This window comes from Sodalis sp. RH16 (genome assembly GCF_047324245.1).
GTDB classification, from domain to species: Bacteria; Pseudomonadota; Gammaproteobacteria; order Enterobacterales; family Enterobacteriaceae; genus Acerihabitans; species Acerihabitans ligni.
In genome coordinates, this window is sequence record NZ_CP178737.1 from 5,764,740 (window position 1) to 5,786,344 (window position 21,605).

A 21,605-nucleotide genomic window follows, 5' to 3' on the forward strand; every position below is an offset into this window, starting at 1 on the left:
CATGACCGCACCTTTACTGCAGATCCAAGCGCTGAGCGTCGCCTTTCGCCAGGGGGAAACCTGCCGTCAGGTGGTGGATGAGGTATCCCTGACCGTCAACGCCGGCGAAACCCTGGCCCTGGTGGGAGAATCCGGTTCCGGCAAGAGCGTGACCGCGTTATCGGTGCTGCGCTTACTGCCGTCCCCTCCCGCCGTTTATAGCCACGGTGATATCCTGTTCCGGGGACAAAGCCTCCTCCATGCGGATGAAACCGCGTTGCGGCGGGTGCGCGGCAACGATATCGCCATGATCTTCCAGGAACCCATGTCCTCCCTTAATCCGCTGCATACCATTGAAAAGCAGCTGCTGGAAGTGTTGATTCTGCATCGGGGCATGAAGGGAGATTCCGCCCGCGCCGAAGTGCTCGCCAGTCTTGATCGGGTGGGGATTCGCCATGCCTCTTCGCGGCTAAGGGATTTTCCCCATCAGTTGTCCGGTGGCGAGCGGCAGCGGGTGATGATCGCCATGGCGTTACTGACCCGGCCGAAATTACTGATAGCCGATGAGCCCACCACCGCCCTGGATGTCACGGTCCAGGCGCAAATTCTGCAATTATTGGCCGATCTGCGCCGGGAAATGGGCATGGCGCTGCTGTTTATCACGCACAATCTGAATATCGTCCGCCGGCTGGCGGATAACGTGGCGGTGATGAAGGATGGCAAATGCGTGGAAATCAGCCCCTGCGGAACGCTTTTCAGCGCTCCGCGCCATGCCTATACCCGTAAGTTGCTGGCGGCTGAACACGGCGGCTGCCCCCTGCCGGTGGACGAAGATGCCGCCCCCTTGCTCAGGGTTAACGGCTTGGGGGTGTCGTTTTCCGTACAGCGGGGACTGCTGCGGCGCTCGGTGATGGAAAAACGGGTATTAAACAACGTTACTTTCACCTTGCGGCGCGGCGAAAGCATGGGATTGGTGGGCGAATCCGGATCGGGCAAAAGCACAACGGCGCTGGCGGTGCTGCGCCTGCTGCAATCCGACGGGGAAATCTGGTTTGAAGACCAGCCGCTGCATCAGTTTAACCGGCGGCAGATGCTTCCCGTACGGCGCCGCATCCAGGTGGTATTCCAGGACCCGAATTCAGCCCTTAACCCGCGGCTGACGGTGGCGCAAATCGTGGTGGAGGGGCTGAGGGTTCACCATCATTATTCATCGGAGGAACAGGAACGGCGGGTGATTGTCGCCTTGCAGGAGGTGGGATTGGATCCCGACACCCGCAACCGCTATCCCGATCAGTTTTCCGGCGGCCAGCGGCAGCGCATCGCCATAGCCCGAGCGCTGATTCTGCAGCCGGAGCTGGTTATCCTGGATGAACCAACCTCTTCCCTGGACCGTTCGGTTCAGGCGCAGATCCTGCAACTGCTGAAGTCGCTGCAGGAAAAACATCAGTTGACCTATCTCTTTATCAGCCATGACTTGCAGGTTGTGAGGGCAATGTGCCATCAGGTGATTGTGTTGCGCCAGGGGGAAGTGGTGGAACAGGGAGAGTGCCGTCAAATCTTTGATTCACCGGCGGCGGACTATACTAAGCAGCTGTTGCAATCCAGCAACCAGTAGAGCCCGGCGGGCCCTTCAGGCAGCCTGTTTCAGATGATATAGGGCGCCGCGGCCGGTTCGGCAATGGCCACGCCGATGTTTTTCAGGCGGCATAGCGCGGTACATTCATCATCGCGGTGTAAAAAAAGGCAAGGCTGTCCTTCATATTCCAGCACGGAGCAGGAAATCTGGATTTCCATTAGTGAACCCGCCAGTTCCCGCATGGTTTGCCAAGCGGTGCCGCCCTCATGGTTCAGCAGCGTCAGGCCCACCAGTTCATTCTCCCCTTTGCCCACCGAGTCAATGGGCTCAACCTTGAGACCGCAAAATCCGTTTAAATAGCGATAAGATTGCGGCAGGCGATGTATGACGGATAATTGTAAATTATTCACTGCCTTTCCCCAAAGGTAATCAAATGGCTGGTAACAATTTTATCACAAAATAATAATGTTAGAATGACATATAGGACTTTATTGTTTACACAAATGTCTTTTTAACCGCAAAAATGAGAGCCAGATCTCTTTTCGGCCTATATGTACCGCGTTAGATCGACAAACACAACAACTTTTTATGCATTTGCATAACTTATCGCCAGCTTTTGGTTTACATTTATCGAACATACCCCTTGGCGCGCTCTCCCTTTAACCCGTTCGTTGCACGCTGGGCGATCGCGGGCTTGGCCCGCTGCGGTAAGTGGCTGCCGGCGTTAGGCGGTGGCCTTGGCGCTACGGCGCGGGCGGCTGGCGTAAACGTAGCAGAGCATGGCGGTCAGGGTGCAGAACGCCATGGAGATGACCATTGGCCAGGCGCTGTTGAAGGTTGCCAGCGACAGAACCGCGCCGACGACGGCGCCTACGCCGAAACGCAGGGTGCCGGCCAGGGAGGAAGCGGTACCGGCCATATGGGGGAAATCATCCAGAATCACCGCCATGCCGTTGGAGGTCACCATCGCCACGCAGCCGACAAAGACCGCTACCCCGATGACCAGCGGCAAGAAGCCCAGGTTGAAAGCGCACACGATAACCATCCAGATGCCCATCAGCAGTTGGATAAGCAGCCCGAGCCGGAACATCCGCTGCGCGCCGAAGCGTCCTACGCTGCGGCTGTTTATCAGCGTCATGATAAACAGGAACACCACGTTCAGGGCGAAGTAGTAGCCGAAATGCTGCGGCGAAACGCCGTTGATATTGATATAGACAAAAGGGCCGGCACTGAGAAACGAGAACAGGCCGGCAAACGAGAAGCCGCTGGCCAGCATATAGCAAAAAACCCGTTTGTGACGGAACAGCGCGCCGAAATTGCCTATGGTGGTGCGCAGGTGAAATTTCTGCCGCCGCTCCCGGGGCAGGGTTTCCCGGATATACAGCAGCACCAGCACGCTGGCCACCAGCGCCGCCAGGCTCATGATCCAGAAGATGGCATGCCAGTTGAACAGCAACAGCAGGGCGCCGCCGAGTAGCGGCGCCAGCAGGGGCGCCACCGTCATCACCAGCACCACAAACGACATCATGCGGGAAAAATCGTCTTTGGTGAACATATCGCGCATCAGAGCGTTGATCACCACGCTGGCGGCGGCGGCGGATAAGCCATGCAATAACCGCATGTAAATCAGCTGATCAACCGAGTGGGATAACGCGCAGGCTGCGGCGGCCAGGGCGAAACAAAAGGTGCCGAACAAAATAACCGGCTTGCGCCCCAGACTGTCCGCCAGCGGTCCGTAAAAAAGCTGGCCGACGGCGAATCCCAGGACATAAGCGCTAAGGGTCATTTGCACGCTGCCGTCGCTGACGCCGAACTCGGCGGCAATGGTGGGCATGGCCGGTAAATACATATCGATGGCCAGGGGCATCAGCATGGACAACAGACCGAGGATGACAATCAACCCGATATGGGATTTTTGTGACGCTTGCACGCTATACCACTCCTTTTGAGCCGCCCTGCCAGGCGGCAATTTTTACTTCTTCACCGGTGCGCCGATGCTGTCGATTTCTTCGCGGGTCAACGGGCGGTATTCACCCGGCTGCAGGTTCTCATCCAGCACGATGGCGCCAATGCTCTCGCGATGCAGGGTCTCTACCCGGTTGCCGGTGGCGGCGAACATTCTTTTCACCTGGTGGTAGCGCCCTTCGCTGATGGTCAGCCGCACTTCCGTTTCCGACAGCGCTTCAAGCACCGCCGGACGGGTAGGCAGGGTTTCCCCATGCAGCATCACGCCCTCGGTTATCTGCCGCGCGGCGTCCCCGGAGAGGGGTTCCGCCAGCGTCACCCGGTAGGTTTTTTCGCAATGGTGCTTGGGAGAGGTAATCCGGTGGGACCATTGGCCGTCATCGGTCATCAGCACCAGTCCGGTGGTATCGATATCAAGGCGGCCGGCGGCATGCAGTTTATCCGGCACCGGTTCATCCATAAAATAAAGCACGGTGGGATGATCCGGATCATCGGTGGAACAAACATAGCCTTGGGGCTTATGCAGCATGAAATAGCGGAGCCCGATGATTTGTTGCAGCGGGTTGCCGTCAAAACGCACTTCGTGTTGCGGCAGCAGTTGAAACGACCCTTGCTTGATGATTTCGCCGTCCACCGTAACCCGCTTCCCGCGGAGTTCCCGCAGCACCAGCGCACGGCTGATGCCTAAATGTTGAGATAGAAATTTGTCCAGTCGCATTAAGTCTGTTTTGCCTGTAATCTTTAAACGCCTGCCAATCCCACGGCCGAGCGCGTCGCCGCGTCCGGTATTCACCGGGATGCCGTGGAATTGAACAGAAAGGGCCGCATGGGCTAGAGATACATGGCAGTATAACGGGGCTTGGGTTCCAAGCCTAGCGAACAACGCCATCTATCCTTCATCTTTCAAATTGCAGCGGTGTTGGCCGCGCTCGCTTATCCCAGTCACTTAGCTGTCTAAGCTCCTGGGATGATGAACCTCATCCCTGAGGTCCACCCTTCGGGCCGGCGCAAGCGCTATAACTCGAAAGCTATTAGGTACATTTATTATCACCATGAAATTGATGCGCAGTCATATTGATTTCGTTATGTTTTGCCTTACCTCGGGACAGCGTTTTTGATGTCGTTTACCCTTCGACCTTATCAGCGGGAGGCGGTGGACGCCGCGGTGGATTATTTCCGCCATCATCATGAGCCGGCGGTGATTGTCCTCCCCACCGGCGCCGGCAAAAGCCTGGTCATCGCCGAACTCGCTCGATTGGCCCGCGGTCGTGTCCTGGTACTGGCCCACGTTAAAGAGCTGGTGGCGCAAAACCACGAAAAATACCGGGCGCTGGGGTTTGAGGCGGATATTTTCGCCGCCGGCTTAAAGCGGCGCGACAGCCAGGGCAAAGTGGTCTTCGGCAGCGTCCAGTCGGTTGCCCGCCACCTGCCGCTGTTCGATGGGGCCTTTTCGCTGCTGATCGTGGATGAATGCCATCGGTTGAGCGACGACGGCGACAGCCAGTACCGGCAGATTATCCAGCATCTGCGCCTGTCCCGTCCCGACCTGCGCATCCTGGGCCTGACGGCCACCCCGTTTCGCCTCGGTAAAGGCTGGATTTACCAGTACCACCACCACGGTATGGTGCGGGGTGATGAAAACTGTTTTTTCCGCGAATGCATCTATGAACTGCCGCTGCACTATATGATTAAGCATGGATTCCTGGTGCCGCCGGAACGCCTCGATATGCCGGTGCTGCAATACGATTTCAGCCGGCTCGCCCCGAGCCTGAACGGCTATTATGCCGAATCCGACCTGAACCGGGAGCTGCACCGGCAGCGCCGGGTCACGCCGTTGATAGTCAACCAGATCCGACAATACGGCGCGGATAAACGCGGTGTGATGATTTTCGCCGCCACCGTCGAGCATGCCGGCGAGATTCTCTCCCTGTTGCCGCCGGATCAGGCGGCGTTGATTAGCGCCGAAACGCCCTTTGCCGAGCGCGATAGCCTGATTAACGCCTTCCGGCAACAGGCGCTGAGGTACGTGGTGAACGTCGCGGTGCTTACTACCGGCTTCGACGCCCCTCACGTGGATATGATAGCTATCCTGCGGCCCACCGAATCCGTCGGTCTCTATCAGCAAATAGTCGGTCGCGGCCTGCGGTTATATCCGGGTAAAAGCCGCTGCGTCATTCTGGACTATGCCGGTAACGGCCATGATCTGTTTTTTCCCGAAATCGGACAGCCCAAACCCCCCGGAGCCGGCAAACCGGTACAGGTGTTTTGCCCCCTGTGCGGCTTCGCCAACACCTTCTGGGGTAAAACCGCGCCGGACGGCGCCGTGATTGAGCACTACGGCCGGCGCTGCCAGGGTTGGCAGGAAAATGACGACGGCGAACGGCGGCAGTGCGATTTCCGCTTCCGATTCAAAATTTGTCCCGAATGCGGCGCCGAAAACGACATTGCCGCCCGCCGCTGCCACCAGTGCGATCATCTGATGGTGGATCCCGATGATATGCTCAAGGCCGCCCTGCGGTTAAAAGACGCCATGGTGCTACGCTGCAGCGGCATGTCGCTGGCGGTTGGCGGCGATGAGCACGGCGAATGGCTGCGGGTGACCTATCATGATGAAGACGGCGCCGAAGTGGACGAACGTTTTCGCCTCGCCACCCCGCCGCAGCGGCGGCTGTTCGATTACCGGTTTTTGCGGCCGCACCAGAGGGCGCCGGGCGTTCCGCTGCCCTGGCGCACCGCGGCGGATATCTGCGCCGCCGCGCCGCTGCTACGCCACCCGGATTTTGTCGTCGCCCGCCGGCAGGGCCGTTTCTGGCGGATACGGGAAAAACTTTTTGACTACCAGGGCCGTTACCGACTGGCCCATGAGTTGCGTCCGTGACCGGGTTTTATTTGCCCCCGGGCGCATAATCCGGTAGAATTCCGCCCGCTTTACTCTAAAGCAAGACTATCCAGCCCGCTGCTGGGTCGCCTGTAGCGGGAATACTTGTCAGTATCGAGAATATAAATGCTAATTATTAATGCAGAAACGCGTAAAGAGCAGGGTAAGGGTGCGAGCCGCCGCCTGCGTATCGCCAACAAATTCCCCGCCATCGTGTATGGTGGCCCGGAAGCGCCGGTTGCCATTGAAATGGAACACGAAGTTGTCCTGAATACCCAGACCAAACCGGGTTTTTACAGCGATGTCCTATCGCTGGTCATCGACGGTAAAGAAACCCAGGTCAAGGTCCAGGCAGTGCAGCGTCATCCGTTCAAACCCAAGCTGACGCATATCGACTTTGTTCGCGTTTAATCGCGTGTAAGTGATACTACGTGCAAAAACGCCGCTGAATGAAGCGGCGTTTTTTTTGCTTTTGCGAAAATCACTCCGGCCGGTACCGGATAACAGATGCCCCCCTTCCCTTGGCATCATGCTTAACCTAACCATGATGCCTAAACTCAATTAATTGCCGCCGCCCAGCCGACGCTGCAACTGATCGCGCAAATTCGGCGGCGTGCCCTTGATGGTCAGGGTATCGGTGGCGGGATCCCAGAAAATCCGTTCGCCCATCAGCGGCGCGTCAAAACTCAGGGTGATACCGCCGCCGCTGCCGGCATACTTGGTCAGCTGACGCAGCGTGCCGCGATCGGCGGGGAAGCTCTCCTCCAGGGCATAACCCTCGCCGCTGGAGAACGCCTGGAAGGACTTATCACCCACCGGCGGCAGGGCCTCGGATAATTCCACCAGCGCAATCTCTTCACCGGATTGCAACTGCTCTTTGCAGTAGCTGTATACCTGCTCGCGAACGGTTTGCCGCTCCTGTTTATCCAGTTGACCTTCGGCGCAGTATTCATCCACCGCCTGCAACAGGCCGCGATTTTGCGCCTTGGTATCCAGCCCTTCGGCGGCGCCCAGGAAATCCATGAAAAAGTCCGACACCTTCCGCCCTACCCGCCCTTTCAAAAAGGTCAGATAGCGGGTAGATGAGGGATTGGCCTCCCATTCGGTAAGATCAATGCGCGCCACTATATCCGCATGATTGATATCAAGATAATGGGTACTGCTGATATCCAGCTGTTCATTGACCCGCATACTGCTGCAACTGGAGAGAACCGCAATCAGCAGATATTCCACCGCCAGATAGCGGTATTGGCAAAACAGGACAATACCGCCCTCGGCAAACGGATACTTAGCCAGCTCATCACGCAGCCGGCCGGTGGCGGCCCGGGTGAAGGCCAGAAAGTCCTCATCGCCCCGGCGGCAATGGCGCAACGCCTCGGCCAGTTCGCTGCCGGCGTTGAACAGACCGTAGGCTTTGGTCTTGGCGCTGTAGACCCGATGCAGCTCCGCCATCATCTCATCCACCGCCGCGTTCGGCTGCAGCAGCGAATCCCGCAATATCAGCTCCAGCGTTTGCTCATCGCGTTTAATAAGTTGATGTAACGCAATCTGGTCAATATCCAGACTCATGATTTATTCTCCTTTTGGTGAGAGGCGTATTCAAACACCGAATTGCCTTCGGCCGCAACCGGTGTTGCAAAGGGCGGCGGCACTCCGCGGGCTTAAGGCAGAAAAATGGGACCTAATTCCAGGCGCAAAGGTCGAGGTTTTACGGCACGGTGGATAAAAATGCGGAAAAAGAGGAGTTGATACGGTAAGATAGCGGGTTTTAAGAGCTTATGAAGATTATATTATGCCGCAAGCATCCCGTTACAGCGACGAGCAGATTGAGACATTATTAAACGAACTCTCGGCGGTGCTGGCAAAGCATCATACGCCGACGGATTTATCATTGATGGTTTTGGGTAATATGATTACCCATGTAATCAATACCAGCGTATCGCCGGAGCAACGGAAAACCCTGGCCCGCTCGTTTAGCGAGGCCTTGCTGTCTTCCATACGCGAACCCGACACGCATTAAACAGCTGCCTAAACTTCATATGGTGACAAATAGCCAGCGCTACCGTGACAAAGTTTCCCAAATGATCGGTTGGGGTCACTGGTTCGCACTCTTCAATATTCTGCTCAGCCTCGGGCTGGGCAGCCGCTATTTGCTTGTCGCCGACTGGCCGGGGTCGCTCGCCGGCCGCACCTATGCGTTTGTCAGCTGGCTCGGCCATTTCAGCTTCATCGGCTTCACGCTGTATTTGCTGGTAATCTTCCCGCTAACCTTTGTGGTTATGTCCCAGCGTCTGCTGCGGTTTTTATCGGCAATCATCGCCACCGCCGGCTTAACGCTGCTGCTGGTGGATACGGAGGTCTTTACCCGCTTCCACCTGCATCTTAATCCGGTGGTCTGGGAATTGGTGGTCAACCCGGACGAAGGGGAACTGGCGCGTGACTGGCAGCTGATGTTTATCGGCATCCCGGTGATATTTCTTATGGAAATGCTGTACGCCACCTGGAGCTGGCAGAAATTACGCAGCCTCAACCGGCATAAAATCGGCAAGCCCATCGCCATCCTGCTGATCTGCGCTTTTTTCGCTTCCCATATCCTTTATATCTGGGCGGATGCCAACTTTTACCGCCCCATCACCATGCAGCGTTCCAATCTGCCCTTATCCTACCCCATGACCGCCCGCCGTTTCCTGGAACGCCATGGTTTGCTGGACGCGCAGGAGTATGAACGCCGCCTGGTGCGACAAGGAAATCCCGAAGCGGTGGCGGTGGAGTATCCGCTCAGTCCCTTAAAATTCCAAAAGACCGGCAGCGGCTTCAACCTGCTGATCATCACCACCGGCGCATTGCGCGACGATACCCTGGCGCAGCGGATGCCGGCGCTAAAGCAGTTTGCCGATGAAAACGCATTTTTCGCCAACCATTTCAGCACCGGCAATCGTTCCGATACCGGACTGTTCGGCCTGTTCTACGGTATATCCTCTTCTTATCTGGACGGGATCCTGGCATCGCGCAAAACCTCGGTATTGCTGGATGCCCTGGGCAAACAGGGCTATCAGTTAAGCCTGTTCTCGTCCAACGGTTTCAGCAGTCCGTTAGACCGGCAGGCGCTGCTTACCGATTTCAGCCTGCCGGAGCCGGTAGGACAGTCCGACGGGCAGACCGCCCAGCAATGGCAGAAATGGCGTTCGGCCTATACCGGCGCGGCGCCCTGGTTCTCCTTTGTCGAGTTCAACGGTACCGATATCAACGCCGGCCAAGATAATACGCCGGCCCTGGCCCGCCAATACCAGCAGAGCGCGCAGCGCCTTGACGGCTACATTGGACAAATCCTCGCAACGCTGCGGGAGAAAGGCGACCTGGAGCATACCGTGGTTATCATCACCGCCACCAACGGCCTGGAGCTGAACGATGCCGGTAACGGGCATTGGGAGGCCGGTACCCGGCTTAACCGCGTCCAGCTGCAGGTTCCCCTGGTTGTCCACTGGCCGGGCACCCCGCCGCAGCGCATCGAGAAACTGACCAATCATAATGACGTCACCGCAACCTTGATGCAGCGTTTGCTGCACAGCACCACCGATCCCAGCGATTACACCCAGGGCGAAGACCTGTTCGCCCCGCAGCGGCATAACGATTGGGTGGCCAGCGGTGATAACGGCACGCTGGTCATCAACACGCCGACCCAGACCATTGTGTTGCAAAGCGACGGCGATTACCGCACCTATGACCTGAAAGGTGAACGGATCCGCCATGCGAAACCACAGTTAGCGCTGCTGTTGCAGGTGCTGACAGACGAAAAACGCTTTATTGCCAACTAACCGCTTAAATCTAACGCAGTCAATTCAATGGGCTATTGCAATCGACGCAGGAAAAGGTAGTATAGGCCCCCATGAAGTCGGCATGTAGCGCAGCATGGTAGCGCACCGTCATGGGGTGTCGGGGGTCGGAGGTTCGAATCCTCTCATGCCGACCAATCCATCCCAAGAAAACCAACCCGTTAGGGTTGGTTTTTTTATGCCTGGCATTTGTTAGGGAAAAAATAGTGAATCCCCGTTAGGATTTCCATAATGTAGAGGACCATCGTTTATAATCCCTTGTTCTCGTCGTTCAGCACATATGTAACCACATCCCAGGAGACCAGATTATCGTTACCAAGTGCTATCCGGTACTGGCATTATTTGCCTTGGTAAATCCAGATAATCTCATTCACGCGCCGGGAACGCTTGAATCTGAGCTCAGCGAACTATCGGCAAGCTGCTGTTGTCCGCGTTCACCGTTGTTATTCTGGTGACGCGTTTTAGAACGCCACGTATAAGGTTCTGCTTCATAGAGATTAAGTTACCTTGCAGCTTGAGCCACACCGATAGTATCGGCCAGTACCAACGCTTGCTCGAGAAACTCTGGCGTGTATTGATTACGTGGCTTATTTTTAATAGCTGTCGATTTCGTCATGGATCAACTCCGCTAATGAGTTTACCTCAGTTAGCAGTGTGTCCGTCAAATCTGGGTAGGATCAGCCCGACGATGCCCGCTTTTTTTACTCATCTGCTGTGATAAATGCATGCCTGGACCTTACTCCATTCATACGTTACAGTTGTCTTTTACTCTTAGTAAATTTAAATTACCATTATCAAATGGTTTGATTAAATCAGTACATTCCATAACATAGTTATTTATATTATCATATCCCCAAGAATTTATTTTTCTAAAAATAAAATATTTTATATTTTTTTGTTCTATATATTTTTTGATGTCATGCTGGCTCATGCGATAAAGATTGAGGTTGATGGCATGAAGTGGGTTTAGGTTATAAAACGGAGGATTTACAAATAAGATCGTATGTTCATTGACGGCAACTGCTTCTCCATTTTTTCTTATTGCATTAAGGTACTTATACGGTTTTTCATAACTATCAAGATCAGATAATTTTTGTTTTTGCATTTCAGTAACATTTAAAATTTTAGCAATATCATTTAATCTCCGAGCGTTATCTTTATTGAAAGAACAATAAGCGATCAAACTACATAAAAAAAATATAAGTATATTTTTATATTTACCTGCTAATTGTTCTAGATAAGATATTGCATATATTATAAATATTGATAGCGGTGCGATTATATATCTCGAAAGAAATCTATTATCGTACCTCATTATATAAAAAATGAAAAACCATATCATCACTGATATTAAAATTATCGAATTCATATTAAATTCTTTTAAATATATGACACGCATTATATATAAAAGAGATACAACTATTGATAATAAGGAGAAAACACCAATACTATCATTTCCAGATATTTTATAAGAATTCATCAGTATTGGTTCGAAATAATTTATAGCCGTAATCATCCCATGAGGCAGGCCATTAGCATTTCGGACTCCCCACCAGTAGTTTATTTCTGGAGGAAGTTTTATCAATTCAGGCGAAATTAGACTTCCTGTTCCATGGTACGCATATAACATCCAGGGAAGTAATGGCAACATGCCTGTCAATATACTAATAAATATATACTTTTTACTAAAAAAACCGATTAGATATAAATAAAAAAACGGAAGCACTAAAATTATAGCATTAGTCAATTTTACACTTACAGCCCAACCAGCAATAAATGAAGCGAGGAAAAGAATTTTATGATCTTTTGTTTTGCTGGCAATTAGAATGAAGCATAAAGATGAAATCCCTATTGCGGATGAGAAAATATCATTTTTTATCTCCCCCCAATTGTTAATACTTCCAATAGTTAAGATTGCGAAAGAAGCTAACAGAGACGCTTTTTCCGAAATTTCAAGTCGTCTTGATAACATGTAGATTGATAATGGAAGTAAAAAAGCTGCATTCGAGTCAAAAAGCTTTATTTTATCGATTAAATCAGGCCGATAAAGCAGATCTCTCAAGTCTCCTATGCTTAGATACAATATATCAAAAGAAATATATGTCCCATTATGCAATAAAGTATCATTATTAACCAAATGGCCTGTTACAGACATTAACCAAGGGAAAGCTAAATTATACTGTTTCGCATCACCGTGTATCAATACATTACTCACTGTACTTAACGTAAAAAATAAAAATAAAGTAAAAAATGATAAGATCACAAACTTTTTTTTACACATCATATTTTTTATTTTACCGAAATTTTTAATAAAAATTTTCAAAAATATGACAAAACCTACTATTTTTAGATAAAACACAAAGTCATAGCGAAAAACTTTCAATGTTGATAAGAAAAATATGTAAAATGAAAATAAAGCCATCCCAGCAAAAATTGATGACATAAATAATTCAAAGACTGACATTTTTTTAATTGAAAGCTTTAAAATAAAGAATACCCCTACCCCAACGATTGATAGCATGGTAATTAATGTGGATAATATCATCCAAGTAATGGTAAGATAATCTTGCATTTTCCAATAGGCCTTTAGATTAATACTATAAGGTATAAATTTTTCAATAGTTCAAAAAATTAAAGCCGAGAAATTTCGTTTTACTAGGTCATTCTTAATATTTTTAATCAATAACCAGTTGAAAAAAATTAACTGAATCCGAATTAAATATTAAGATATATTAACCATTCGGCGCTGCACCAGCATTATAGTCCATGCTTATTTTATATGAATTACCCCTGGCCAATTTCAGGACAAACTCACCCTGCGGCATCCGTCGCGGGTGGAATTGTGAAACCGTTTATTATCGAATAATTCTAATCAATCCAGACCGCGGAATTACCGTGGATTACACTCAACATGATGTCTGCGCCAGTTTGAATGGCTTTGCGCAAACATAAGCATTGATAATATTTTATCCTGAACCATCACATAATGTTACCTGTAAATCCAGATACATAAACGCCCCCGGCGCCATATCCGTTCCACTTAGACCTAATTCATTCACTGATCGAGCCCCAACACCGGCCCTAGTGAGAACTTCGTTGATAGCTACCGTGATTTCTGGCCCACGTCACAGGGTTTTACGGAAAATAACTCGCTGTATTTGGGATTGTAAGTTCAAATACTCTCATACCGACCAATCCATTTCAAGAAAAAAAATCCATCAGGGTTGATTTTTTTATGCCTTGGATTTGGATAGGAAAAGCCACTCAGCATTTTTAGTGCGTCCCCTTTAATTACTGAATTTTCCCCAAGTCGGAATTTTCAAAGCAGAGAGCCTGATCACTACATTCCCAGCCTAAAAGTGCATCCTGTTTATCAATAAACTGACAGTAAAAATATCCAGGCCTTATTACTTTCAACCCCCTTGCAAAAGGTTTATATATGACCAATAAAGCCAAACCTTTTTTCTCCACCACCGCCGAGATGGTATGCCTTCTACGAGCAAAATCCTTCAATGAAAAAAGAGAATTTTTTAAAAGTGACGACTATGTTTCCGTTCTGATAAGCCACTCACTGAATTCTTTTTTATCAATCATGCATAAGTCTTTTGTCCTGGGATTTGATGGTTTCAATCCCATGCTGCCGGCCGGAATTTATGAATATGTTGTCGCCCGAACCCGCTATATCGATAATTTATTCTGTACTCTGCCAGCCGGAACATCCCGTGTGTTTATATTGGGCGCCGGTTATGACTCACGGGCGTTTCGCTTTCAAGAAGCGCTAAAAAATTGTCTGGTGTATGAATGCGATCATCCGGATATGCAGTACAACAAACGACGGCTTCTGAAAAAAATTAATATTGATTATCCCGAGAACGTCAACTTTGTTCCCATCAATTTTTCAGACTACTCTTTTGCTGAATGGATACAAGGTATTGATTTATCTATTAAAGATAGATGTTTTTTTCTACTTGAGGGACTCACCATGTACCTTGCCCCACAACAGATGAAAAGCATTTTGCACACCATCAGCCAAGTTGCAGCCGGGCAATGCCGGCTTTTTTTCGATTATGCCTATGCTGAAGTCATTAGTGGTGAGTATGGCAGTTATAACGAGGCTGAATGCATCGCTGAGGTAAGAACCGTGGGGGAACCCTGGCGATTTGGTATCGAAAAAGACACGCTGGCTGTATTTTTACAGCCCTACCGGCTAAAGGTGCTCGATGAAATGACTTCACGGGATATGGAGCTCAACCAATTCACCGACCGGGACGGTGTATGCCATGGGAATGTTATGAATTCCGTGGCCTGGGTACTTGCGGAAAGAATAAATGAAGCATGATTGTTGCCATCGCAAAGGGCGAAGCTTTCCAATGTTCAAATCGCACCTTGCTACCGTTCTTGGTGGGCAGACACAGCGAGTACCGCCGCGTTTTAATCGCTTACCATATTACGCCAAGGCCGGTGGTGAGGGTTCGCTCGTTAAGACTGTCTCTTGTGCCGGTGACCTGATCATGGCCATAGGAGAGATTCAGCGTGGCGCGATCGGTGAGTTTATACCGTATACCTGTGTCGGCATCCAGGCTCGACGTATCGCCGGACAATGAGTGGACGAATTCGCCGCGAGCATTAAACTCCAAGCGCTTGCCGAAGATAAAACGGCCATAATCCCAGCGAATACCGGCGGCGGAAAATGATCCTTTCACCATCATTATAAAGGTAGTTAACCCGGCCAAGCAGGGCCGTTAAAGAAAAGGCCCCCAGTTCATTGTCCCAAAACTGATAGCCGGGACCGGTACCGACGAGAAATTACCGTGAAAGATCTTCAACCCAGTCACGTTTGAATACCACTCGGCCTTGCCAGAACATTTGCTGATTAATAAAATGGTCGAGGGAGTAACGCGCACTATAATTGTTTGTATTTACTATAGAATTCTCCGTTTCGCGATTACAGGCGCCGCCGAAATCATGGCGCCACATGCGTGGCTCAGTTTGCCGTTAAAATCCAGTGCATAGTTCTGGCTGCGCGTTGAAGATTTTTGCAGATTAGCGCCGATATGGGCATTGCCATTCCACACCAGGTCGGTAACGTGCGCCTTGGGTTTGACGAACTGACGGATTGTTGCCATGGGCACGTCTTTATTCGTTCTCTTATCCGATCGCCATTTTTGAGAAAGACGGTATCGGCAAATGCCGATACCACAGGTATCATGATAAAGAACAGGCAAACCATGAGTACGGCTACGGGCCAAAATCGGGCAAAGAGGTTCATAATCGTGCTTAATATTATTCAACTGATAATAATAATAGATAAATTTATCATGAACATAATCAACAGGATTGTGTAAACGGTGGAGACGTTACTCGTCAACAATGCCTGTGCGAGAGTATAGAGCCCGTATATTAAATTTTTTTCTCACGAGTAACTCCTGCAGGATAATGGGCGTTTTTTACAAATTGCTTTGGCTGTCACAGCCACCGGCGCGAATCCAGGCCATGATTAAAGCATGGAATGGAGGTGACATATGCTGCGAACCAACGACATTGCATTTCTAGCCGCACTGGTTTTGGTGATCATCGGCTTTGTAACATTTATGTACGCATGACAAAAATACATGCTGCCTGACGGCAGGATAACTTTATTGGTGCGATGACAGAATTGGTGCGTTGACAGAGAAGCGCACCGACAACCTTTGCTGTACTCCCTCTTTCGAGGAGGTAAGTAGCCGATGCGCTTTTCTGAGGAAAAAAAGCCCCATCAATGAACAGGGCTTGGCTAAAAGGGATTATCCTTTCCGGCGCTTATCTCCGGCGCTCTTGATTATGTTCAAGGCGGTAGCTCTGTGAAGGATGGTATTATAATAAGATTATTCTTAATAAAAGTCAGTGATAATTATCACAGTTCCGAACTGTCTGTCATCGGAATGTTTAGCGTTATATGTCCTTTTCGGAAATCACTTTCGAACTTTTTTGACCGTTGGGACCAAAACCCCCCTGATTAGGCTTCTTGTTGCTATCCAGAAGATACTCCGCCTCAATGCATTGATGCCCGTCCCCTTTTTCTCATTACTGTTATCCTAATATTTATCTTTTCTGCCTGATTATCTACTTGGATGTAGCAGTTATGTACACCTAACTTTATAGCGTAGCGCCCAAAGATTGTTATCACGCCGTAGACCCTCACTAAAATGGAGTATGTGCATATGAATAACTTCTCTTCCATTAACTCAGGCACTTTTAGTGACCCTTACAATTGCAACGGAGCTCATCACCACACATCCATCAACGCCCCTCACGGGTTCAGCTCGGCTACCAATTCATCGATACCCCTGTCCGGCGCTTCGCGGTCATCCATTAACTCTTCTCATCTGCCTTCCGTGCCGCATGCTGACGATGCGCAAACGCGACCCCTCGCGACCTCAAATAATCTGCCGGTCAGGGCTTTCTTCCAGCTGCATAAAGCGGCTCCATCGATGAACCTGGCGTTGGATTCTAAACCCGTCGCAACTCAAGGGGATCACCAGCCATCGGCAAAAGGCCCCACTGCCCCAAAACAGCTCGGTTAACCCACTCTTCACAACAGACTGAAAAGCGGTAGCGTGGCAAACCAAGGCAATAATGAATCATGACAATTAGTAAATAAAATTGCGTTTCATTTTTCCCCACACCCTATTCTCCGCAGGTTTGATATGAAAATATTTTATAATTAATTCAATAAATTATATAAATTGACATGCCAGCAAGCTCATGGTGTAAATACCTTGCCGCGACGGGTTTCTCCAGTGCTGACCGGTTGCAACTCCTGTCGGCTTAATACACTATGCTTTACAGTTATTATTACCTTGAGCGACCTGGAGAATGAAAATGACACAACAAAAACCAGTATGGTTCATTACCGGCTGTTCCACCGGCTTTGGCCGTGAGCTGGCCGGACTTACCTTGTCGTTGGGCTATCCTACCGTGGTGACGGCGCGTAATACCGATCAGGTACAGGATGTCATCGCCGGCCATGAGGAAAGTGCCCTGGTGCTGAAGCTGGACGTGACGCAGCAGGATCAGATTGACGAAGCCGTCAGCGCCGCGCTGAAGCATTTTGGCCGGATCGACGTTTTGGTGAATAACGCCGGCATCGGTTATTTCGGTTCGTTTGAAGAGAGCCGGATGGAAGACGTACACCGGATGTTCGATATCAATGTCTGGGGCCTGACCGCCATGAGCCGGGCGGTATTGCCGACCCTGCGCAAGCAGCGCAGCGGTACGATAGTGAATATTTCCTCCATCGGCGGCATCACCACCTTCCCGTCGCTGAGTTTCTACCACGCCACCAAATTCGCGGTGGAAGCGCTTTCCGAGTCGCTGTCGCAGGAAGTGGCGCCGCTGGGCATCAATGTCCTCATCGTCGAGCCCGGTCCTTTCCGTACCGATTGGGCCGGCCGATCGGCCAGCGAAGCGCCGCAGACCATTGCCGATTATGCCGAGACCGCCCATAGCAGGGCGCGGGCAAGCCGCGGCGGCAGCGGTAAGCAGATGGGAGATCCGGTGCGCGCCGCGAAAGCCATTGTAAAGGCGGTGGAAGCCAAACAACCGCCGCTGCGGTTGCTGCTGGGTAAACCGGCATTGGAGAATGCCTATAAAAAGATTCAGCTGCTGCAGCGGGATTTTGACGGCTGGGCCGAGGTCACCAAAGGGGCGGATTTTCCGCCGGAAGCATAAGCTAAATCACCGGCCCGCCCCGCAACGGGCCGATTCTCGATAGTCATACCCGATGGCTATGTAATATAACCGAACAGTATTTACCGACTTTTAATATTACCCGCTAAGATAAATTCTCATTCTGATAAAACGGTCCTGGCCCATGTCTGGCGAACTTGCTGAAAAACTCATTTATTGTCGACGCGAACTGCATACCCATCCTGAGCTCTCAAACCAGGAATTCGCCACCACTGAAAAAATTACCCGTTGGTTACAAGAGGCGGGCATCCGTATTTTGCCGCTGGGACTGACCACCGGGGTCGTAGCGGAAATCGGGCCGGCTACCGGTCCCATTATCGCGTTACGGGCCGATATCGATGCGTTACCGATTCAGGAGATCTCCGGCGTGCCGTTCAGTTCGCACCATGACGGGGTGATGCATGCCTGCGGCCATGATGTTCATACCTCGGTGATGCTCGGCGCGGCATTGCTGCTAAAAGAGCGGGAAGCGACCTTGCCCGGTACGGTGCGGATTTTCTTCCAGCCGGCGGAGGAGAACTTCAATGGCGCCTGCCATTTGATTGAAGCCGGAGCATTGGCCAACGTCTCTGCGGTATTCGGTATGCATAATGCCCCGGAGTTACCGGTGGGCACCTTTGCCACCCGCAGCGGCGCTTTTTATGCGCATATCGATCGTTTTCAAATCACGGTGACCGGCAAAGGCGCCCATGCGGCCAAACCCGAGCAGGGTATCGACACCATTGTTACCGCCAGTCAGATTGTCAATGCACTGCAAACCCTGCCCAGCCGCAATTTCAGCTCGCTGGAATCCCTGGTGGTCAGCGTGACGCGTATCCAGGGCGGCAATACCTGGAACGTTCTGCCGCAAACGGTAGAGCTGGAGGGTACTGTACGGACCCATAATGCGAAAATTCGCGAGCGGGTGCCGGATATACTCAACCGGGTGATTGGCGGCGTCGCCAGCGCCATGGGAGCCGAAGCGGAGCTCAGCTGGTATCCGGGACCGCCGGCGGTGGTCAATACCGCCTATTGGGCACAGTTCAGCCAGCAGGTGGCCGCCGAGGCGGGCTATCAGGTACAGGAGGCGGAATTGCAGATGGGCGGCGAAGATTTTTCACTGTATTTGCAGCAGGTGCCGGGCACCTTTGTCAGCATAGGGTCGGCCAGTGAATACGGTCTGCACCATCCCCGCTTCAATCCTTCCGAACAGTTGATTTATCCGGCGGCGGCCTATTTCGCCCGCCTGGCGGATCGGGCGCTGGCGACGCTGATATCGCAGCCGACCGCCCTTCAGGCCGCATCGATAGCCTAAGAAGGATGCCCGGTAAAACCGGGCATGAGCTTGTTGACAAAGTGCCTGGTCGGGACAGGCTGCCAGATCGTAAACACGCCGTGAACCCGTCCCTGGGGGCTCGATCCGCGCCATCCTTGGCGCGGACGGTTTACTCTTCTGGCAACCGGTCCCCTTTTTGACTCCGAGTACGTTTGTCAGCAGTCTGATGGCCGGTTTTACCGGGCATTTTGATTGTCAGATCTGATAATCTAATGCCGGCTCGCTGCTATAGGGCGCCAGGATTTGTTCTTCAATTTCGGTCAGGGTCAGCTGCGGATTACACAGCTGGATAAAGCGCCAGGCGTATTTACGCTGCAGCTGGCCGCGTTTGACCCCCAGCCAGACGGTATTGGCTTCAAATAGATGTTCAGCGTTGATGCTCACCAATCCGGTATCACGTTCGCGGTTATAGGACATATCCGCCAACAGGCCCACCCCCAAACCCAGCTCGACGTAGGTTTTAATCACATCGGAATCCTGGGCGCTTAAGACCACTTCCGGTTTGAGTCCGGCGGCCTGAAAGGCGATATCCAGCCGGGAACGACCGGTAATGCCGCGCCGGTAGGTTACCAGCGGATATTGGCTCAAGGTTTCCAGCGTAATTTCCGCTTCTTTGGTCAGAGGATGCCCCTCAGGCACCAAAATCGTATGATGCCAGCGATAATAAGGAAACGCCGCCAGTTGCTCCTCGCTCATCAGCTTTTCACTGGCGATGCCCACATCCGCTTCACCGGATTGCAGCATGGCGACGATTTCCTCCGGACTGCCTTGATTTAACACCAGCCGCACCCTGGGATAAAGCTCGCGGAATTCTTTAATGACCGCCGGCAAACTATAGCGTGCCTGGGTATGGGTAGTGACGATAGATAATTCGCCGGAGTCTTTATTGGCGAAAACATCCGCAATGCGGCGAATATTATTGGCATCGCTAAGGATGCGTTCCGCCACCGTCAACAAGGCTTTGCCCGGCTCGGTCATACCGATTAAACGTTTACCACGGCGGATAAAAATCTCCACCCCCAACTCTTCTTCCAACTCACGAATATGACGGCTGACACCGGATTGGGAGGTAAATAACATACTGGCCACATCGGTCAGATTATAATTGCACCGGGCCGATTCCCGAATTATGCGTAGCTGTTGAAAGTTCACCCGTCGCCCCTCCGTTATCTTAAATTTAACTATATTCATACCGGGGAAGTGATAAAGGGACAAATAAGAAAAATAGGTAACTTATAGTTTTTTATACTAAGGGAAAATTAAATTTTCCATTAGGAAGCTATTTAATTAAAACATGCCAGATTTCAAGTAATTAAAATCAACATCGTCAAAAATGAAAAAAGAATCTCATTCAGCAGCCCTTAACCCTGAAGAATCAGCCAAAACTTATCTAAGCTATTGCTCTTTTTATCTAAACCACGAAAACCCTGAAACCCGCTATCACCGTGGCATAAACCATCCATACGAAAGGGAATGCGTGTTAAAGGGAAACCGTGCTGATGGGGCCGAAGCGGGCGTGGTTTTCCCGCCCGCCGGAGCGCCCCACAGCGCGGTAAGCCCGCTATCACCGTAGCATGAACCGTCCATACGAAAGGCAATGCGTATTAAAGGGAAACCGCGCCGGCACCATCCCGGTAGGCCACCCACAAACGCACCGCGGCTTGGGCCAGAGCGCGGGTAGGATCAATACTGAGCTGTTGCAAAGGGGAATCAATAGCCGCCAGCGCCGGCGGCACCTCGGTACAGGCCAGAACCAATCGCTCGGCCCCCCGCGCTATCAGCGCCTGCGCCAGCAAGGACAACAACTCGCCGCCCCGCCGCAATTCACCACGCTTCACCGCATAACAGCCGGGTACGAACCAATCGGTCATCTCCTGCGGCAGCGGCTCCAGCGTAGCAATCCCCATATCCGCAAATCTCTGCTGGAACAAACCGGCATCAAGGGTGCCCTGAGTGGCAATCAACCCCACCCGCGCCACCGCCCCCTGCGTCAGGCTCGCCACCGTGGCGTCGGCAATATGCACTATGGGCGCCGCGCTGGCCTCGGCCAACTGCGGATACCAGAAATGAGCGGTATTGCAGGGTATCAGGATATGGCTGGCGCCCGCCCGGTTAAGCTGCGCTAGCGCCGGCAGCAAATCCGGCAGCGGCGACGGCCCGGTACCGGCCAGCGCCCGCTGCCGGTCCGCGATTTGCGGCACGCTCCAGGCCACCACCGGCGCGTGCTCCTGATCCCGCCGCGCCGGGGTCTCCTCGATGATTTTCTGCAACAGATCGACGGTAGCCAAAGGCCCCATACCGCCCAGCACACCCAACAGGAATCCGCTCATA

Annotated in this window: 17 protein-coding genes, 1 tRNA gene and 1 pseudogene; 9 read left to right on the forward strand and 10 right to left on the reverse strand. The window is 51.7% G+C overall.

Annotated features, from left to right (window positions below; all coding sequences use genetic code 11):
* Position 1 precedes the first annotated feature (1 nt).
* The gene (gene yejF, locus ACL2XJ_RS26365; RefSeq protein WP_203523453.1) at positions 2–1,594 is read left to right on the forward strand and encodes a microcin C ABC transporter ATP-binding protein YejF; all 1,593 of its coding nucleotides are present in this window, start codon (positions 2–4) and stop codon (positions 1,592–1,594) included.
* 29 nt (positions 1,595–1,623) lie between these two features.
* On the opposite strand, the gene ACL2XJ_RS26370 is transcribed toward yejF, so the two are convergent.
* From ACL2XJ_RS26370 to rsuA, 3 genes are all read right to left on the reverse strand, one after another.
* On the reverse strand, positions 1,624–1,965 hold the full coding sequence (locus tag ACL2XJ_RS26370; protein WP_132927348.1) for a YejG family protein: 342 nt from the start codon (positions 1,963–1,965) through the stop codon (positions 1,624–1,626).
* A 314-nt stretch (positions 1,966–2,279) separates the two neighbouring features.
* Entirely contained in the window at positions 2,280–3,485 is a 1,206-nt protein-coding gene (locus tag ACL2XJ_RS26375) for a Bcr/CflA family multidrug efflux MFS transporter (protein ID WP_132927346.1), read from the reverse strand.
* 42 nt (positions 3,486–3,527) lie between these two features.
* Positions 3,528–4,238, reverse strand: coding sequence for a 16S rRNA pseudouridine(516) synthase RsuA (gene rsuA / locus ACL2XJ_RS26380; RefSeq protein ID WP_413725086.1), 711 nt, complete (start codon positions 4,236–4,238; stop codon positions 3,528–3,530).
* Positions 4,239–4,637: 399 nt separating this feature from the next.
* Between rsuA and ACL2XJ_RS26385 the strand changes: the two genes are divergently transcribed.
* Complete coding sequence (locus tag ACL2XJ_RS26385; RefSeq protein WP_413725087.1) at positions 4,638–6,398, forward strand: DEAD/DEAH box helicase; 1,761 nt, start codon at positions 4,638–4,640, stop codon at positions 6,396–6,398.
* 126 nt (positions 6,399–6,524) lie between these two features.
* Complete coding sequence (gene rplY / locus ACL2XJ_RS26390) at positions 6,525–6,809, forward strand: 50S ribosomal protein L25 (RefSeq protein ID WP_132927341.1); 285 nt, start codon at positions 6,525–6,527, stop codon at positions 6,807–6,809.
* A 150-nt stretch (positions 6,810–6,959) separates the two neighbouring features.
* Here rplY and yejK read toward each other — a convergent pair whose 3' ends face one another.
* Positions 6,960–7,967 (reverse strand): nucleoid-associated protein YejK, encoded by a 1,008-nt coding sequence (gene yejK / locus ACL2XJ_RS26395; protein ID WP_132927340.1) that lies wholly within the window; start codon positions 7,965–7,967, stop codon positions 6,960–6,962.
* A gap of 223 nt (positions 7,968–8,190) precedes the next feature.
* Here yejK and ACL2XJ_RS26400 point away from each other — a divergent pair, with 223 nt between their 5' ends.
* From ACL2XJ_RS26400 to ACL2XJ_RS26410, 3 genes are all read left to right on the forward strand, one after another.
* Entirely contained in the window at positions 8,191–8,418 is a 228-nt protein-coding gene (locus tag ACL2XJ_RS26400; protein ID WP_132927338.1) for a YejL family protein, read from the forward strand.
* 19 nt (positions 8,419–8,437) lie between these two features.
* Entirely contained in the window at positions 8,438–10,213 is a 1,776-nt protein-coding gene (yejM, locus tag ACL2XJ_RS26405) for an LPS biosynthesis-modulating metalloenzyme YejM (RefSeq protein ID WP_203523456.1), read from the forward strand.
* Positions 10,214–10,291: 78 nt separating this feature from the next.
* Positions 10,292–10,368: transfer RNA gene (locus ACL2XJ_RS26410), tRNA-Pro, on the forward strand.
* Positions 10,369–10,976: 608 nt separating this feature from the next.
* Here ACL2XJ_RS26410 and ACL2XJ_RS26415 read toward each other — a convergent pair.
* Positions 10,977–12,803 carry a hypothetical protein gene (locus ACL2XJ_RS26415; protein ID WP_413725088.1) on the reverse strand — a complete coding sequence of 609 codons (1,827 nt, stop codon included), beginning with the start codon at positions 12,801–12,803 and terminating at the stop codon, positions 10,977–10,979.
* Positions 12,804–13,670: 867 nt separating this feature from the next.
* Between ACL2XJ_RS26415 and ACL2XJ_RS26420 the strand changes: the two genes are divergently transcribed.
* On the forward strand, positions 13,671–14,570 hold the full coding sequence (locus ACL2XJ_RS26420; protein WP_413725089.1) for a class I SAM-dependent methyltransferase: 900 nt from the start codon (positions 13,671–13,673) through the stop codon (positions 14,568–14,570).
* A gap of 100 nt (positions 14,571–14,670) precedes the next feature.
* On the opposite strand, the gene ACL2XJ_RS26425 is transcribed toward ACL2XJ_RS26420, so the two are convergent.
* From ACL2XJ_RS26425 to ACL2XJ_RS26435, 3 genes and pseudogenes are all read right to left on the reverse strand, one after another.
* Entirely contained in the window at positions 14,671–14,940 is a 270-nt protein-coding gene (locus tag ACL2XJ_RS26425) for a DUF481 domain-containing protein (RefSeq protein ID WP_413725090.1), read from the reverse strand.
* Positions 14,858–15,208 (reverse strand): annotated as a pseudogene (locus ACL2XJ_RS26430) (DUF481 domain-containing protein). Before ACL2XJ_RS26430 ends, ACL2XJ_RS26425 begins: the two are co-directional and overlap by 83 nt.
* Entirely contained in the window at positions 15,154–15,357 is a 204-nt protein-coding gene (locus ACL2XJ_RS26435; RefSeq protein ID WP_413725091.1) for a hypothetical protein, read from the reverse strand. The pseudogene ACL2XJ_RS26430 and the gene ACL2XJ_RS26435 overlap by 55 nt, the downstream one beginning before the upstream one ends.
* Before the next feature lie 1,735 nt (positions 15,358–17,092).
* Between ACL2XJ_RS26435 and ACL2XJ_RS26440 the strand changes: the two genes are divergently transcribed.
* Both ACL2XJ_RS26440 and ACL2XJ_RS26445 read left to right on the forward strand, forming a co-directional pair.
* Complete coding sequence (locus ACL2XJ_RS26440) at positions 17,093–17,941, forward strand: oxidoreductase (RefSeq protein WP_132927332.1); 849 nt, start codon at positions 17,093–17,095, stop codon at positions 17,939–17,941.
* A 142-nt stretch (positions 17,942–18,083) separates the two neighbouring features.
* Positions 18,084–19,253, forward strand: coding sequence for a M20 peptidase aminoacylase family protein (locus tag ACL2XJ_RS26445; protein WP_413725092.1), 1,170 nt, complete (start codon positions 18,084–18,086; stop codon positions 19,251–19,253).
* A gap of 216 nt (positions 19,254–19,469) precedes the next feature.
* Here ACL2XJ_RS26445 and cbl read toward each other — a convergent pair whose 3' ends face one another.
* Together cbl and ACL2XJ_RS26455 are read right to left on the reverse strand one after the other, a co-directional pair.
* Complete coding sequence (gene cbl / locus ACL2XJ_RS26450; protein ID WP_132927328.1) at positions 19,470–20,426, reverse strand: HTH-type transcriptional regulator Cbl; 957 nt, start codon at positions 20,424–20,426, stop codon at positions 19,470–19,472.
* A 452-nt stretch (positions 20,427–20,878) separates the two neighbouring features.
* Positions 20,879–21,604: an aspartate/glutamate racemase family protein gene (locus ACL2XJ_RS26455; RefSeq protein ID WP_132927326.1), complete on the reverse strand. Its 726-nt coding sequence runs from the start codon at positions 21,602–21,604 to the stop codon at positions 20,879–20,881.
* Between the last annotated feature and the right edge of the window lies 1 nt (position 21,605).